Origin of the sequence: Megasphaera jansseni, from assembly GCF_047974155.1 — a bacterium.
GTDB lineage: Bacteria > Bacillota > Negativicutes > Veillonellales > Megasphaeraceae > Megasphaera.
In genome coordinates, this window is the sequence record NZ_JBHYRR010000019.1 from 24,986 (window position 1) to 41,246 (window position 16,261).

A 16,261-nucleotide genomic window follows, 5' to 3' on the forward strand; every position below is an offset into this window, starting at 1 on the left:
GCCACTAGCCACTAGCCACTAACAACGTTAAAGGGCTTGTCGCACAGCGACAAGCCCTTTCTCTATTCTTCTACGCGGAAGCGATAACCGTTTCCCCAAACGGTTTCGATGGCCGTGAATTCGGGTTCGACTTCGTTGAGCTTGTCCCGCAGGCGGTTGACGTGGACCGTCACGGTTGCCAGTTCGCCCAGGGCATCGAGATGCCATATCATCTCGAAGAGGTACTTCTTGGAGAAGACCTGATTGGGATGACGGGCCAGGAACAAGAGCAGATTGAATTCCTTCCCGGTCAGATTGATTTCTGTTTTTCCCCGGAAAACCTGGTGGCGCTTGATGAAAATGCGCAAGTCACCGACTTGGATATCCGGTTTATTGTCATCGGCATCCTGGAGACGTACCCCTAACAGTCTCTGATGGATTTCCAGATGGGCCTTCAGGCGGGCCATCATTTCCGATGGATTGAAAGGCTTGACGATATAATCGTCAGCGCCGAGTCCCAATCCCTTGATCTTATCGTCGTCGCTCCCCCGAGCGGTGATGAAAAGGATCGGGACGTTGCTGATGTCCCGCAGCTTGCGGCACAACAGAAAGCCATCCGTGTCAGGCAGGCCGATGTCCAGCAGGACTGCTTCGATGGCTCCGCCATCAAAGATTTTCATGCCTTCCTTTCCCGTCATGGCTACGGATACTTCAAAGCCATTGGCCTCGAGAAAGTCCCGTTCGATGGCAGCAATCATACTGTCATCTTCAATAATCAAAACGTGCGCCATAACTATACCCCCTCGTCGCGCTCCCGGTCAGACTAATTCCCCGTCTGCAATCTCCGGAAGCCGTAATCTAAAATGGTCGGTGCATCGGTCCAGCGGTTGTCGTCGTTGTACAAGACTAAGACCAGCGTATGGCCGTTGCGCGTTGCCGAAGCAACGAGACATTCGCCTGCAGCATTGGTAAAACCTGTCTTGACGCCGTTCGCGCCAGGATAGCCGCTTGTCAGGAAGTGGTTCGTCGTCGTGACGTGCTTCGGTTCCCGACCGTCCATATATTTTACATCATAGGATTTGAGTCCTACAATATAACGAAATTCAGGGAAGTTCTTCATCCCATACGCTGCCATCTTGGCCATGTCGATAGCCGTCGTGTGGTGATGGGCTGCCGTCAGGCCGTTCGGGTTGACGAAATTCGTATGGGTAGCTCCCATTTTGACTGCTTCCTGGTTCATCTTTTCCGCGTAACCGGCGACAGAGCCCCCCAAGGTCTGGGCAACGGCGACAGCGGCATCGTTCCCGGAAACGACCATCATGCCCCGCAGGGCTTCGCGGATGGAAATCGGATCACCCGGTGCGATCCCCAGACAGGAAGGTTCCGTATTGGCGGCTTCCCAGGAAATCTGCAAGGGCTGGTCCAGCTTGTCCTTATATTGGTCCAGTGCCGTAATGAGCGTGACGATTTTCGTCGTGCTCGCCGGATGAACCCACTTGGTCGGATAGACCTGATATAATACCTTGCCTGTATCGACATCGATCATGCAGGCCGATTCAGCAATCGTCGGCGGCATATCGGCCTGAGCCGTCACCGTCATGGAGCCAATCATAAAACCGACAGCAATGACCGTCGTCAGCATAATGCGCTTTAAAATAGAAAACATCCAATGTCTCCTTCCTCATCTAACAAAATTATGAATTGCAAAGGAATACAAATCCTATAATAACCCATTATTTTTATTATATTTTCAATTAAAACATCTGTCAATAAAAAGAGGCGCTATCGCATACGCGGCAGCGCCTCTTTAGTGGTTAGTGGTTAGGGGCTAGTGGTTAGGGGCTAGTGGTTAGGGGCTAGCAGTTCGTAAGGGCCGTCCCGCCGCGAACAGTCAACCACATCCCTACCAGCTTAATGGCATGGTTTTTACGACTTGCGGCCTGCGAACTGCGACCGGCGGGCGCCCCCACACGGGGCGCCCCTACAAATTATTCCGGTTTCACTTCGGCCCGGAAGATTTCGTCGCCGATGGTCTTGACCCAGAAACCGATGAGGTTGCCATAGGTTTCGCGGTTCTTGTCTTCTTCGGCAGCCTTGATGATATACGTCGTGAACTGGCGGGCCCAGGAATAGCCGAAACGGTCGAACTGGGCCTTGCGGTTGGCATCGGCGATCTGCTCGATGATGGGCAGGAAGATGTCTTTCGTCACTTCTTTCAAGTGTTCCGTAATGGGATAGACATAGGCCATGCCTTTGGCATCTTTCTGCATGAAGACCAGGGCCAGCTTGTCCGGGTCGTGGCTGTCGTCGGCATAGTCGATGTGATAGGCTTCCAGGGGCAGGCGGTCCTTGTCTTCCTGGCTCAGGAGCTGATAAGCGCCGTATTTGATGATTTCATAGAGGCGGTCGTCATAAGAGCCTTCCAGTTCGATGATCTTTTCCCGCCATTCGCCCCAGGTCAGGGCAGCCCGGCAGGTATAGGTCGTGAAGGACGGAGACCCCAGGGCATCCTGGACTTCCTTCGATGTGACCCGTTCTTTCGGGTCCGGGATGTGCCAGACCAGGAGCTTCTTGTCCCGGTCGATGTAGAGGCACTTGCTTTCCATATGAATCTTGGCATGACAATGAGGGCAGGTGTAGAAAAAGAGATTTTCGTCGAAATGGACGCGTTCACTCAATTTCGCATCTGCCGTATCGATGACGTCCCACGTATGGAAAACGCCGTATTCGTGACAGGCCGGGCACTGGACAGTGACGTCCAGGTCATGGGTTCCGTTTCTTTTTGCCATGGGTTACACTCCTTCCGCACTGCTGGCCGGATACAAGGCCATGATCTGTGAAGCAGCCTGTTCGATGTCGACGAGGCTGCGTTTCCTCAACTTCAAGAAAGGATGGACGATGGCTTCGATTTTCTTGACGTCTTCCGATAAGGCAATCGGGTCTGGTGCGTCATCGCGGCTCTGCAATAAGGCCAGGGAAGCGCCGGCTTCTTCCATCATGGCCGCCTGTTCATTGCCGGCAGCGTCTCCGAGATGGCGGAGCCAAAAGAAGACAGCCGCTTTCGTATAGGCTTCCTGTTCTTCCGGACTCGTGCAGACCATATCGATGCGGTCGAAACCGGCCCCGTCGGTCAGGAGCAGTGGCACGACGGCTGCGGCAGCCCGCTGCAGGGGATAGCGTTTTTCTTCCGTACTCAGCGAGGCAAAAGCGATGTGCTTCAAATGCTTTTCATCGGCCAGATGGATGGCCTTCTTATAAGCCGATAACAATTCTCCTTCTTCGCCGCGCTTGCCGCCTACCCAGTACGGCCCGACAGCGTGGATGATGAAAGGGGCCTTCAATTTATAGCCCTTGGTCATGACGGCACTGCCGACGTGGCACATGCCGATGGTACGGCACGAGGCGGAAAAAGACAAGCCGCCTTTCTGATGAATCTTACTACTGACGCTATTCGTCGGCAAGAGAGTCGAGCTGGCAGAATATACGATCCCGTCGGCCTTCCACTCCGATAAATCACCTAATACTACACGAAACTGCATCGTGGTCACACCCTTTCCAAATGGATACTCTGTTCCTATTATACCATTACTTGACAAAGGTATTAATAGCTTTCTTGAGATTTTCTACGGCCTCTGTGTCGTGTTCCTGGATGGCATCGACGATGCAATGGTCGATATGGTCCTTGAGGATGACCCGGCTCACACCGGCAATAGCCGAATGGACGGCGGCCAGCTGGACCAGGACGTCGCTGCAGTCACGGTCTTCTTCGATCATGCGCTTGATGGCCTCGATATGACCGGTAATGCGCGACAGGCGGTTGAGGACGCGTTTCGTTTCCGTATGATGATGGGCATGATGATGAGCCGGATGGGTATCTACAGGGACGGGCGGTTCCTCGTCGTCATAGACGAAATCGGCTTCATCGGCAGCCTTGATGACTTTGATGAAATAGAACGAGTCCGTATCCATGGCGGCGACGACGGAAAAACCGGCGCTGATCAATTTCTCTTCCAAGACATCGACAGGCGGCAGCACGGGCTGGCCTCCATGGATGGCGTTGACAGCCTTGCGGGGCATATCGTGCATGATGAGCAGCATCCCGCCAGGCACAATGGCATCATAAAGGCGGTGGATGACTTCCCGGCTGTGATTGGCGACATGAGGATAAAAATTAAGGCAGCAGACGACATCGTAATGTTTTTCCGGAAAATGGTATTTCAGGACATCGCCCGTCGTAAAAGTAACGTTGGCCAGGTGAGAAAATTTCTCTTTAGCCACATCGATCATCTGCTGGGAATAATCAAAGCCTTCAACCGTCCCGTCTGGACCGGCAGCAGCCGATAAATACGGCAGGAACACGCCCGTCCCGCAGCCGGCATCGAGGATGACCGAACCAGGCCGGATAGCTGCCAGCTCCATAAAAGACGACAAGACCCTGACGTCGGCCTTGCGGTCGCGGTCCCAGTTCCTGGCATAATTTTCAAAAAATATATGTTCCTTATCCATAGGGATTCCCCTTTTTCGAGTTTGTCGTAAGCAGTGGAGAAGTGGTTTGTGGCGGGCCGCCTTGACAGGACGGCCCCTACGAAAGACTAACTGCTAAAAAAGGGCCTGTCACACGAAGGCTGTTGCCATCATGCGTAGTCCCTTTCTCTTTATAAATTCAAAACCATCTGCTAACCACTAACAGCTAGCCACTAATCACTGAAAAGGGCTTGTCGTCATACGACAAGCCCTTTTTACATGGTGCGGTTGGGGGGACTTGAACCCCCATGAACTTTCGTTCACTACCCCCTCAAAGTAGCGCGTCTGCCATTCCGCCACAACCGCATATAAAATTGTAAAAAAAAGAATATGGCGACCCCGATCAGATTTGAACTGACGATCTTCGCCGTGACAGGGCGACATGTTAAACCGCTACACCACGGGGCCGTTTCTATTCAGCGCTCCTCAGAGAGAAGCTATGGTGCGGTTGGGGGGACTTGAACCCCCATGAGCTTTCGCTCACTACCCCCTCAAAGTAGCGCGTCTGCCATTCCGCCACAACCGCATGATAGGTAAGTGATGTTGGTGCTCAGGGACGGAATTGAACCGCCGACACGGGGATTTTCAGTCCCCTGCTCTACCGACTGAGCTACCTGAGCAAAAAAAGTGGCGACCCCGATCAGATTTGAACTGACGATCTTCGCCGTGACAGGGCGACATGTTAAACCGCTACACCACGGGGCCGTTTCACCATTGTATCAGCACGGAGTGCCTCAACGAAAACTATTCTACCATGACATGGCATTTTTGGCAAGTCTTTTTTTATCTTTTTTTCCAACAATTCCAAATTTCCCTCTATGTTATCGGCTACATTTGATGTATAATATAGCCGGTACGCTTTGTTTACACCGTTTTTACAAAGAGATTTACAGAGAGGATAGAACAAACACATGGTTCATGCAAAGAAGGCATTCAGCAACTGGCGGCGCAAACTCTTGCCGCTGTTCATCATCTTTGCCGTAGTTTACGGCTTCTGCTTTGAATGGCAGTTTCTCGTCTCCCTGGGCATGGGTCCCGACAATATCGAAGACATGACGTTCGGCCTGCTGCCCGGCGTCGGCGCTGTCGTCCTGTCCCTGGCCCTGTACTGGAAGCACCTGTCCCCAGGCGCCGTCATCCCGCCGGCCCTCATCGGCCTGGGCTGGATCATCACGGGCCCTTACTTGAGTTATATTTCCCTGGTCAATACCAACACGATTTACTTGAACAATATATATGATATATATGTAGGGCTATACTTTTTTGCTATCTTTTTCTGCCTGAACATGATTGTCCGGCAGTACCTCCCCCACAAAATCGGGGCCATCTTCATGACCCTGGTCCAGTTCGCAGCCTTCTTCATCATCTTGCTGCAGTGGGTCTATTACTTCCTTTATAATTCGTCGATCACCACGTCCGGCGCCCTGCTCATTTTCCAGACGGGACCTGCAGAAACGCTTGAATACTTCCATTCCCTGGGACTCTTCAAGGTGACCGCCATCGCCGTCGCCCTGGCCCTGATCCTGGGAGCACTGTACCTCTTGAACTATCGCCAGAACATCCTGCCCCGGACCCACGTCTACCGCAAGATCATCCCCCTGGCTTCGCTGCTGCTCATCATCGCCCCGTCTGTCGGTGCCTTGAGTGAAGAAATCTTCCCGGAAGCCTTCCCGATCCGGACCTTCATCGACACGCACGACTATATGCAGCGCTCGGCCTTATATGCCGAAAACCACGACGATAAATACGCCGCCCTTCAGGCCGTCCAGCTCCATCCGGCAGACTATCCCAACACGGTCATCGTCGTCATCGGCGAATCGGAAACGCGGACGCTGATGAATGCTTACAACCCGGATCACGTCCCCAATACGCCGTGGCTGACGGCTATGAAGTCGAATCCGGACTTCACGCTGTTCACCAACGCCTACAGCTGCGTCTGGTACACCGTCCCCGTCCTGGAACACGCCCTGACGGAATCGAATTTCTACAATGACAAGCCCTTCAACGAATCCATCTCCATCATCGACATGGCCAAGAAGGCCGGCTATAAGACGTACTGGTTCAGCAACCAGGGCTCTGTCGGCGTTGCCGATACGCCCATCACCTTAGTCGCCAACACGGCTGACGTCTCCGAATGGGTCGACCGGGACCTGAAAGAATCGACTTTGGACGGAGCTCTCTTACAGTTCCTCAAACGCGTCGATCCCAAGGAAAAGAACTTCGTCGTTCTCCACGTCATGGGCAGCCACATCGAATACCGCAACCGCTACCCGCAAGAATTCCAGAAGTTCAATGACGGCAAGATCAACCAGGAAGCTGATTTCGACAATACCGTCCTCTATACGGACTGGGTCCTGTCGCAGATTTACGACTATGCCCGGGATAACCTCAATCTCGACGCCATGATCTACTTCTCCGACCACGGCAGCGATCCCGACGTCGCCCGCCAGCCCGACAGTGCCAGCTTCAAGGTCCTGCGCATCCCCATGTTCTGCTACTTGTCCGATGGCTACCAGAAGCGCAACCCAGAAGTCGTCAAAGCCATCAAGGCCAATAAAGATAAGTATTTCACCAACGACCTGGAATACGAATTCATCTGCGGCGTCCTCAACATGCAGTCGCCGAACTACGACCCGACCATGTCCATCGCCTCGTCGCAGTGGAAAATGGAACGAAAAGACCTGAAGACCCGTTTCGGCAAGACCAGCCTCATGGATGATACGGAATATTAGTAGGGGCCGGCCTGTTAAGGCGGCCCGCAGTTCGCAGTTCGCAGGCCGCAAAGGGCGTCCCGCTTGCGGGAATCCCCCTGAACCGCTTTCACAGGCTGCTGTCGTGCAAAGTTTTTTTGCTATCATGCATGATTCCTTTCTCTTTAATTTAATGTTTGAGGTTTGATGTATGCTGTTTGAAGCGATAGCTTTAAATTTAAAGCCATCCGCTAACAACTAACTGCTAGCCACTAACCACTTTAAAGGGCTTGTCGTCGTGCGACAAGCCCTTTAGTCAAACCTCCCTCATAATGGTATAATAAACATATACCATTATGAGGGAGGTTTTTCTTATGGAACATGCTTGTGTCGCAGCGGGGTTATTTCCCCATCCGCCGATTATGCTGCCGGAAATCGGCGGCGATGAACTGCGAAAGATAGACGCCACGGTCCGGGCCGTCCAGTCGGCTGCCCGATTGATTGTCAGCCAGAAGCCGGAAACATTGGTCATCATGTCGCCTCATAACTACGTCTTCCCCGACGGGGCGACGCTCCTGGAAGCGCCCCGCCTCTACGGCAACCTCGACGCCTTCGGCTATCCGGAACTGGCCATGGACGTCCGCACCGATATGGACCTGGCCGAAGAAATCTTTGAAACAGCCACGCCCAAGACTGACGTATACCGCCTCGATGCTGCCTGGAGCGACCGCTTCGGTCACCCTCTCTACGTCGATCAGGGTACGTTCGTCCCCTTATATTACCTGCGCCAGGCCGGCTTCACCGGTCAGGTCGTCATCATGGCACCGCGCTTCGACGACTACGACAGCATGAGCCTCTTAGGCGACCTCGTCGTCCAGGCCGCTGCCCGCCTGGGCCGGCGCATCGCCATCATCGCATCGGGCGACTTGTCGCACCGTCTCCTGCCGGGTTCGCCCAACGGCTACACGCCAAAAGGGGCCATCTTCGACAAGACCGTCATGGAATCCCTGCAAAAACAGGATCCGGCCCTCTTAAAGACGATGAGCCGCAGCCTCATCGACGAAGCCGGCATGTGCGGCCTGCCGTCGGTATACTTCCTCTTCGGCGCCTTGCGCCATTTCCGCCCGGTCATGCCGGTCTATTCTTATGAAGGGCCCTTCGGCGTCGGCTACGGCGTCGCCCTGTATCTGCCGGAAGGTCAGGAAAAACGGGCCGAAAAGCCGGCTGTCGCCGACATCCGCGTCCGCCTGGCCCGGGAAAGCATTTCGTACTACTTGAAGCACCATGCCTTCATGAACGTTCCCAAGGACCTGCCGGAAGACCTGCAAGACAAGGCCGGCGCCTTCGTTTCCCTCCACAAGGGGAGCCGCCTGCGCGGCTGCATCGGCACCTTCCTGCCCATGCAGATGAATATTGCCAGCGAAATCATCCACAACGCCGTATCTGCTGCGACGCGGGACCCGCGCTTCTACCCGGTCAGCCTGGACGAACTGAAAGACATCGACATTTCCGTCGACGTCCTGGGCCAGCCCGAAGCCGTGGCTTCTCCGGCCGACCTGGACCCCAAGAAGTACGGCGTCATCGTCATGAGCCATGCCCAGACGGGCCTCTTACTGCCCGACCTGGAAGGCGTCGACACGGTCCAGCAGCAAATCGCCATTGCCAAGGAAAAAGCCGGCATCCCGCCGCAGGTCCAGCCCGACCTCTACCGCTTCACGGTCACGCGCTATAAGTAGGTGAGACCATGGAAGCCGCCTATTACGAAATCGGTCCGGCCGGCCAGGCGCTCTGCCGTCTCTGCCCCCATCACTGCCACATCGTCCAGGGTCATCGCGGCCGCTGCCAGACCCGCTATTACGACGGAGAACGTCTCCAGGCCCTGAACTACGGCCAATGCACGGCCATCGCCTTAGACCCTATCGAAAAGAAGCCCCTCTATCGCTTCCACCCCGGTTCCGCTATCCTGTCCCTGGGTTCGTGGGGCTGCAATTTCACCTGTCCCTTCTGCCAGAACTGGCAGATTTCCCAGCAGGAAGCGCCTTTCCGGGAACTGACGCCGGAACAGGCTCTGGCCCTGGCCCAAAGCAGTACGTCAAATGGCAGCATCGGCCTGGCCTACACGTACAACGAACCGACTTTGAGCTATGAATTCATCATCCAGACAGCCCGCCTCGTCCATGAAGCCGGCCTGGTCAACGTCATGGTCAGCAACGGCTACATCGAAAAAGAGCCGCTCCAGGCCCTGCTGCCCTATATCGATGCCTGGAACATCGACCTCAAGGGATTCTCCCAGGACTTCTACCAGTCCCTCTGCGGGGCCTCCCTCCAGCCCGTGCTGGATACGATTGAAGCAGCCGCTGCCGTAAGCCATGTCGAAGTGACGACACTGGTCATTCCCGGTCAGAACGACGACGTCGAACAAATGGACCATCAGGCCCGATGGCTGGCATCCATTTCTCCGGACATCCCCCTGCATCTGACCCGTTACTTCCCGCAATATCACTGGTCAGCGCCGGCGACGCCCGTGACGACGCTGAAACAACTGCAGGCAGCAGCCAGCCCGTATCTTCACTACGTCTATCTAGGCAATGTCTAGCTGCTTGTCATCGCCATATGTTAAACGATTATTGTAAAGTTTAAGCTTGCACAGCGTTTTAAACATGATATAATAAAGTACAGTTTATTTTTAATTTTAAAAAGAAGTGGTGGTAAAGAATGGCATTAAAAGAATTTACTTTTAATATTGGTGAAACTACGCAGACTGTCATGCTCCCGGAAGAACACATTTCCGACGTCATGGAAGGAAAACACGTTCCGGCTGTCGATGTCAAACAAGCGACGATCGACTGCATGCGTCATCCTATCGGCAGCGCGCCTTTGCAGGAAAAAGTCCAGAAAGGCGATAAGGTCTGCCTCGTCGTCGCCGATGTCACCCGCACGTGGAACCATTCCAATCAATTCCTCATCTATATCATCGATGAATTGAATCTGGCCGGCATCCCCGATGATGACATCTACATCGTCTTTGCCCAGGGCTCGCACCGCGCCCAGACGCCGGAAGAAGACGTCCTCGTCTGCGGCGAAGAAGTCATCCGCCGCATCAAGACCTATCAGCACGACTGCATGGACCCGACCCTCGTCGACTGCGGTACGACCAAGCTCGGTACGCCGTTAAAACTCAATAAACGCGTCGTCGACGCCGATAAAGTCATCATCGTCGACGGCATTACGACCCATCTTTTTGCCGGTTACGGCGGCGGCCGCAAGCTCATCCTGCCCGGCGTCTCCGGTTTTGAAACGATCCAGCGCAACCATTGCCATGCCTTAGCCGACGAATTCGGTCATGGCATCAATCCTAAGACCCGCGCTCTCATGATCGATGACAACCCGCTCAATGACGACATGATTGAAGCCTGCAGCAAAATCAACCCTTGCTTCCTCGTCCACTCCGTCATCAATGGCGACGGTGAAATCTGCCGCATGGTCGGCGGCGACTGGTACGAAGCATGGCGTGCCGGCACGGAAGCCGTCCTCGACATCCAGCGCGTTCCCATGAAGCAGAAAACGGACGTCGTCATTGCCTGCGCCGGCGGCTATCCCAGCGACGTCAGCCTCTACCAGGGCTGCAAATGCTATGACCCGGCTGAAATGGCTGTCAAAGACGGCGGCATCATCATCGCCATCATGGAAGCCCGGGACATCAAGGAACCAGCCATCTACATGGACAGCTTCAAATACGACACGATGGACGAAATGGAAAAAGCCCTGCGGGCACACTTCACCATCCCCTTCTTCGTCGCCTTCAACCTCTTCTGCCTGACCCACAAGGACACGGTCATCCTGGTCACGCTGCCGCGTAACTTCAACGACATCCGCCGCACCGGCCAGATTCCGGTCGAAACGGTCCAGGAAGCCTGGGACCTGGCACAGCAGAAACTGAAAGAACAGGGCAAAGACAAGGATTACACCATCAACATCATGCCCCATGCCACCAAAGTCATGCCGATTTTACAGGAAAAATAGCGAAGCTGTTTTTCCTGTAGGGAGTTGTCGCACGAAGGCTTTTACTATCATGAAAGTCCCCTTTCTCTTGAAAGTTTGTAGTACAGAGTTTGTAGAAGAGGGCTTTAAATTTAAAAGCCTTCACTAAAAACTACAAACTTAATACCCAAAAAGGCGCTGTCTCCATGCGACAGCGCCTTTTTTGATGCCCCGCCCAAGGGGCTCTCCTCCTGGGAGAGCTGTCAGCGCAGCTGACTGAGAGGTTGATTTTCGTACAGGTTACGGGATTTTCACAAGCGGATTCGAAAATGCAACCTCTCCGGCCTTTCAGGCCACCTCCCCTATCAGGGGAGGCTTGCGACCTGCGACCTGCGGACTGTGTTCCTCATTATTCCTAAAGGCTATACATGTCTATTCTTCGATGCATAAGTTACATAATATATTTTCGTCTATCTCATGACAAACGTAAAATCCTATGCTATAATATAGCCAAGAGATGCGAAAGGAATCGCAAGCAAGTTGCTTCCTTTGTAAGCGCATTAGAAAGGGGTGAGTCCAGTGGAAATAGAGAAAGTAGAACATGCCGCCGGCGGTAAGGGGTACATCTTGAAGAAGAGACTTCTGAGCGCCACCGAGCTGAAAGACAAGGTAGGTATGTTCGCCGAAATCACATTGAAACCTGGATGTTCCTTAGGCTATCACGTTCACAGTGACAACGCAGAAGCATATTACATCCTTTCCGGAGAGGGAGAATATGACGACAACGGAGAAATCCGGACCGTTAAACCAGGAGACGTTACTTACACATCAGATGGCAAGGGTCACAGCTTGGAAAACAAAAGTCAGAATGATTTAGTTTTCATTGCGTTGATCATTAACAACTAAATAATGTCCATAGGATCAGCAAACGTTCGTCGATGAACATTACGAATTAACTTATCTTGATTTGAAGTGCTTCGAACTTTTCGAATGGGTGTGATGTTTTTCAAATAGGTTAGTCTAGTAAATCCAAGCGCAACGAACGACAATTGTTTTCAACATTTTTGTACGAGGTTAAAGTAACCAGAACCAAAAACGAGATGAATATGAATCCTATAACGTAGAGGACCGGTAGACATATGTCGCGTGTGTATCGGTCCTTTTACGTATGTCTTTTTTTGCATGACTCGTCCTTTCTCCATTGACAGACAGCGTCCCCTCTTCTATAATATACTGAAACGGTATTCTATAGAATCTGTTTATATTCCAAAAGGGGGAGTCACTCATGTCTAACGAATCACAAGACCGGGTCCAAGAACAGGCCCGCGAAGCCATCCGTGGCAGCCAGGGCCAGCATCGCGGCCGTCAGTTTGCCTTGTGGATGGGCGCCTTGATCATCGGCGCAATCTTAGGCTGGCTCGGTATTCCGGCATTGAATCAATTATTCGATTTCATTGCCACAGTTTTCACGCGCTTATTCCAATTCATCGCCGTACCGACCATCGCCTTAGCTGTCATCACAACGTTATCGGCTTTGGGAGCCAAAAAAGAAACGGGCCGCATTTTTGCCCACGCCGTCACGTACACGCTGCTGACGACGATCTGTGCTGCCGCTATCGGCCTGGCACTCTATCTCTGGATTGCTCCGGGCAACCTGCCAGTTGACCTCATCAATTCCGGGGTTTCCAACGTCCCGCAGAAACTGGAAAAAGTTACGTATTATGACCATTTCCTGTCGGTTATCCCGAATAACATGCTCCAGCCGTTCTTGTCCGGCAATGTCCTCTCGGTTATGCTCATCGCAGCGGCTGTCGGCCTGGCTTTAGCCTTCATGCCGAAGACGGAAAACCGCGCCGTTCTCCTGAAAGGGCTCTTGGGCTTACAGGAAGTTCTCTTCACCCTCATCCGGGCCCTGCTCTGGATTCTGCCCGTCGGCATCCTGGCTTTCTCGGCTCAGCTTTCGGCGCAGATTGAAGCAGGGGTCATCGTCGGTGCCCTGGGCAAATACACCCTGGTCATCCTCGGCGGTAACCTCATCCAGTTCTTCATCGTCCTGCCGATTTTCCTAGCTCTCCGCGGTCTCAACCCGATTTACGTCTTCCGCAAGATGGCACCGGCTATTGCCGTCGCCCTGTTCACGAAGAGCTCGGCCGGTACGCTTCCGGTCACCCTGGCTTCTGCCGAACAGCGTCTCAATGTTCATCCTCAGGTATCCCGTTTCGTCCTGCCTATCTGTACGACCATCAATATGAATGGCTGTGCTGCCTTCATCCTGGTCACCTCTTTATTCCTCATGCAGAATGGCGGTTTCGACCTCTCTATAGGCACGATGATTGCCTGGCTGTTCGTCGCCGTTCTGGCAGCTATCGGTAACGCCGGCGTCCCCATGGGCTGTTACTTCCTGACCTTGTCGCTCATGTCCGGCATCGGGGCTCCTATCGGCATCATGGGTATCATCCTGCCGATCTACACCATCATCGACATGATTGAAACAGCCGAAAACGTCTGGTCCGACTCGGCAGTCTGTGCCATGACCGACCACGATTTGGCTTCTGAACTCGACGCTCAACCGGCACCGGCTCAGCATTAATAGCGTAAAAAAGAGGCTGTCGCATTAAGACAGCCTCTTTTTGAGTATTCATTTGCAGTTTGTAGTGAATGCTTTTAAATTTAAGACCATCTTCTACAAACTATAAAGTAAAAAGGCCCTCGCAGGATGGCAAAAACCTTCATGCGACGGCCTTTTTTTATCTACCGGAATAAGCCGCCGGAAATAACGAGCTTCTGGATTTCATTGGTCCCTTCATAAATCTGGGTGATTTTCGCATCGCGCATCATGCGTTCGACGTGATATTCTTTCATGTAACCATTGCCACCCATCATCTGTACACATTCCGTCGTAACCTTCATCGCCACGTCAGTACAAGTCAATTTAGCTACGGCAGCCGCCGTCGTAAAGGGCTTGCCGGCTTCTTTCAGGCAGGCTGCTTTATAGAGCACTAATTTCGCCTTTTCGATATCTGCATAAAGTTCTGCCATCTTGAATGCCAAATACTGCTGCTTATAGAGGGGTTTTCCGAACTGTTCCCGTTTTTTCATATAGTCGATGGCGATTTTGAAAGCCCCTTCTGCAATCCCCAATGCCTGAGCACCGACACCGATACGGCCGCCATCCAGTGTCTTCATGGCGAGTTTGAACCCTTCTCCGGGTTTGGCAATCATCCGGTCTGCCGAAACGCGGACCTGGGACATGACCATTTCTGAAACCTGCGCTGAACGGATGCCCATCTTGTTTTCGATTTTACCGACGTGGAACCCTTCCATTCCCTTTTCCAGGACGAAAGCACACATGCCTTTCGTACCCAGAGCCGGGTCAGTCAAGGCATAGACAACCGTATAATCGGCTAACGGGCCGTTCGTATTGAAGATTTTCGTACCGTTTAGCACATAGTCATCGCCATCTTTCGTGGCAACCGTTTTTTGACCAGCTGCATCAGAACCAGCGGAATGTTCAGTCAGTCCAAAAGAGCCGATAGCCTGACCCGAAGCGATAGGGCTCAAAAAACGCCGTTTCTGTTCTTCTGTCGCGCTGGAATACATGATGCTGCCGCCATAAAGCGACGTGTTGACCGAAAAGGCAATGCCAAAAGAAGCATCAACCTTGGACACTTCTTCAACGGCCAGGATATACGGCAGATAGCCGATATCGGTACCGCCGAACGCCTGTGGATAACAAAGGCCATACATGCCCATCTTGCCGAATTCCTTAAAAGCTTCAAGGGGAAATTCGGATGCTTCGTCCCGTTCTACCACACCGGGTGCCAGTCTCTTGGCAGTAAAATCACGGACCTGCTCCATAATCTGCTGTTGCTGTGCTGTCAATTCAAAGTTCATACGACCTCTCTCCTTTGGTGTTAAACAAACAACGATAATATGCAATATGATGATTTGTTATATTGATATTTCGTTTTAAGAATTATTATGGCTACATAATACCATGACCATCATCCAAAGTCAATGAAATGCGAATTTTAGCATAGACAAATTATTCGTAATGCGAAATTGTAATGTAAAAAAAGCTTGCCGCACGTGCGACAGGCTTTTTAAAAGGTTATCCACTACTAATCAAGGATTCGCGGATGGTTCTGAATTTGAAGTTTTATATGGGCGGGACAATATGTAAAGTCACCACTCCATTTCAGCGTACTTTTAACCCAGGAGCACAAGTCGCACAGGGAATATGGACAACACATTTGCCGCAAACTTCGCTGCCTGCACTATTACTCCCTGTACCGTCTTCATTCGTATAGGAACTGCCAAAATTAGTATAAACCTCAGCATTCTTCAGCAAGACGTCGAAACACTTTTTACGGTCATATCCATCACACGTCAAAGCGCCACTAGGACAATGCCGAGTACAAACACCACAAGTACCATTTTTCTTGTACAAGCAATAATCTGCTTCTATCGGATGGTCGGCAGCTACCGGTAAATTCGTAACAATAGTGCTATACCGGCCGCAACAGCCTTCTTGGGTAATCAGCATGTTATTGATGCCAAATGAGCCTAATCCGGCCAGATAGGCGATATGACGCTGAGACCAATGGCTAATCAATTTATCCCGATCAAAGGTCGTCGCTTCTGGAGAAACAGCTGCATGATATCCGGCAAGACGCAACTGATAGATAAGATGGTCATTGAGCGTATTAAACATCGCATTCGTCTGTTCATAGGCCAAGGCCCACTGTGGAGACGCCAACCCGGTACAGGCATTCGTTTCGCCCAATGCCTTGGTAAAAGGAACGAAATAAGCGATGATAATCGTCGCATCTTCCAAGACTTCCCACGGCATGACGTGTTCTGGCGATACCAGTTCTTTCAACCGTTTGATTCCATCACAACGGGCATCTGCAAACCCGACCAAAGGTGTACGCCATACATCGGCAATCCCCTGTTTTTGTCCATAATCTCGGACAAAAGTAACAATGTCCTGTCGAATATGTTCTTTTACATTCATCATGCTCCCTCCTATCCCGCCTATATAGACTCTTGCATTTATTATACACTTCACAAAAAGTTTCACAATA

The 16,261-nt window shown here is 52.3% G+C and carries 13 protein-coding genes and 5 tRNA genes; 6 read left to right on the top strand and 12 right to left on the bottom strand.

The genetic code is table 11. The annotated features are described in order from the left end of the window. Window positions 1-62 precede the first annotated feature (62 nt). The 10 genes from ACE418_RS08300 to ACE418_RS08345 form a co-directional block, all read right to left on the bottom strand. Window positions 63-770: a response regulator transcription factor gene (locus ACE418_RS08300; protein ID WP_298586362.1), complete on the bottom strand. Its 708-nt coding sequence runs from the start codon at window positions 768-770 to the stop codon at window positions 63-65. 32 nt (window positions 771-802) lie between these two features. Further along, entirely contained in the window at window positions 803-1,645 is an 843-nt protein-coding gene (locus ACE418_RS08305; protein ID WP_416450173.1) for a D-alanyl-D-alanine carboxypeptidase family protein, read from the bottom strand. A gap of 322 nt (window positions 1,646-1,967) precedes the next feature. Further along, the gene (locus ACE418_RS08310) at window positions 1,968-2,768 is read right to left on the bottom strand and encodes a CpXC domain-containing protein (RefSeq protein WP_416450174.1); all 801 of its coding nucleotides are present in this window, start codon (window positions 2,766-2,768) and stop codon (window positions 1,968-1,970) included. A gap of 3 nt (window positions 2,769-2,771) precedes the next feature. Further along, window positions 2,772-3,518 (bottom strand): macro domain-containing protein, encoded by a 747-nt coding sequence (locus tag ACE418_RS08315; RefSeq protein ID WP_416450175.1) that lies wholly within the window; start codon window positions 3,516-3,518, stop codon window positions 2,772-2,774. A gap of 46 nt (window positions 3,519-3,564) precedes the next feature. Further along, window positions 3,565-4,485 carry a metal-sensing transcriptional repressor gene (locus ACE418_RS08320; protein WP_416450176.1) on the bottom strand — a complete coding sequence of 307 codons (921 nt, stop codon included), beginning with the start codon at window positions 4,483-4,485 and terminating at the stop codon, window positions 3,565-3,567. Window positions 4,486-4,723: 238 nt separating this feature from the next. Further along, a tRNA-Leu gene (locus tag ACE418_RS08325) sits at window positions 4,724-4,809 on the bottom strand. 25 nt (window positions 4,810-4,834) lie between these two features. Further along, window positions 4,835-4,911, bottom strand: a tRNA-Asp gene (locus ACE418_RS08330). Between the two features lie 32 nt (window positions 4,912-4,943). After that, a tRNA-Leu gene (locus ACE418_RS08335) sits at window positions 4,944-5,029 on the bottom strand. An 18-nt stretch (window positions 5,030-5,047) separates the two neighbouring features. Next, window positions 5,048-5,123 (bottom strand) — tRNA-Phe (locus tag ACE418_RS08340). 8 nt (window positions 5,124-5,131) lie between these two features. After that, window positions 5,132-5,208, bottom strand: a tRNA-Asp gene (locus tag ACE418_RS08345). Window positions 5,209-5,414: 206 nt separating this feature from the next. Here ACE418_RS08345 and ACE418_RS08350 point away from each other — a divergent pair. The 6 genes from ACE418_RS08350 to ACE418_RS08375 all read left to right on the top strand — a co-directional run bounded on the left by ACE418_RS08350 (window position 5,415) and on the right by ACE418_RS08375 (window position 13,764). Beyond that, window positions 5,415-7,235, top strand: a complete 1,821-nt coding sequence (locus tag ACE418_RS08350) for a phosphoethanolamine transferase (RefSeq protein WP_416450177.1) — start codon at window positions 5,415-5,417, stop codon at window positions 7,233-7,235. A 332-nt stretch (window positions 7,236-7,567) separates the two neighbouring features. Beyond that, on the top strand, window positions 7,568-8,929 hold the full coding sequence (amrA, locus tag ACE418_RS08355; RefSeq protein ID WP_416450178.1) for an AmmeMemoRadiSam system protein A: 1,362 nt from the start codon (window positions 7,568-7,570) through the stop codon (window positions 8,927-8,929). Between the two features lie 8 nt (window positions 8,930-8,937). Further along, window positions 8,938-9,789, top strand: coding sequence for an AmmeMemoRadiSam system radical SAM enzyme (gene amrS / locus ACE418_RS08360; RefSeq protein WP_416450179.1), 852 nt, complete (start codon window positions 8,938-8,940; stop codon window positions 9,787-9,789). A gap of 119 nt (window positions 9,790-9,908) precedes the next feature. Continuing rightward, window positions 9,909-11,216 carry an NPN-dependent 2-hydroxyacid racemase, LarAH10 family gene (gene larAH10, locus ACE418_RS08365; RefSeq protein ID WP_416450180.1) on the top strand — a complete coding sequence of 436 codons (1,308 nt, stop codon included), beginning with the start codon at window positions 9,909-9,911 and terminating at the stop codon, window positions 11,214-11,216. 537 nt (window positions 11,217-11,753) lie between these two features. Continuing rightward, the gene (locus ACE418_RS08370) at window positions 11,754-12,080 is read left to right on the top strand and encodes a cupin domain-containing protein (RefSeq protein WP_292297632.1); all 327 of its coding nucleotides are present in this window, start codon (window positions 11,754-11,756) and stop codon (window positions 12,078-12,080) included. Window positions 12,081-12,459: 379 nt separating this feature from the next. Beyond that, a complete protein-coding gene (locus tag ACE418_RS08375) occupies window positions 12,460-13,764 on the top strand; it encodes a dicarboxylate/amino acid:cation symporter (RefSeq protein WP_416450181.1) in 1,305 nt (434 codons plus the stop codon). A 161-nt stretch (window positions 13,765-13,925) separates the two neighbouring features. Here the strand turns inward: ACE418_RS08375 and ACE418_RS08380 are convergent, their stop codons facing one another. Both ACE418_RS08380 and ACE418_RS08385 read right to left on the bottom strand, forming a co-directional pair. Continuing rightward, window positions 13,926-15,068 carry an acyl-CoA dehydrogenase family protein gene (locus tag ACE418_RS08380; RefSeq protein ID WP_416450182.1) on the bottom strand — a complete coding sequence of 381 codons (1,143 nt, stop codon included), beginning with the start codon at window positions 15,066-15,068 and terminating at the stop codon, window positions 13,926-13,928. Between the two features lie 304 nt (window positions 15,069-15,372). Beyond that, the gene (locus tag ACE418_RS08385) at window positions 15,373-16,194 is read right to left on the bottom strand and encodes a hypothetical protein (protein WP_416450183.1); all 822 of its coding nucleotides are present in this window, start codon (window positions 16,192-16,194) and stop codon (window positions 15,373-15,375) included. Between the last annotated feature and the right edge of the window lie 67 nt (window positions 16,195-16,261).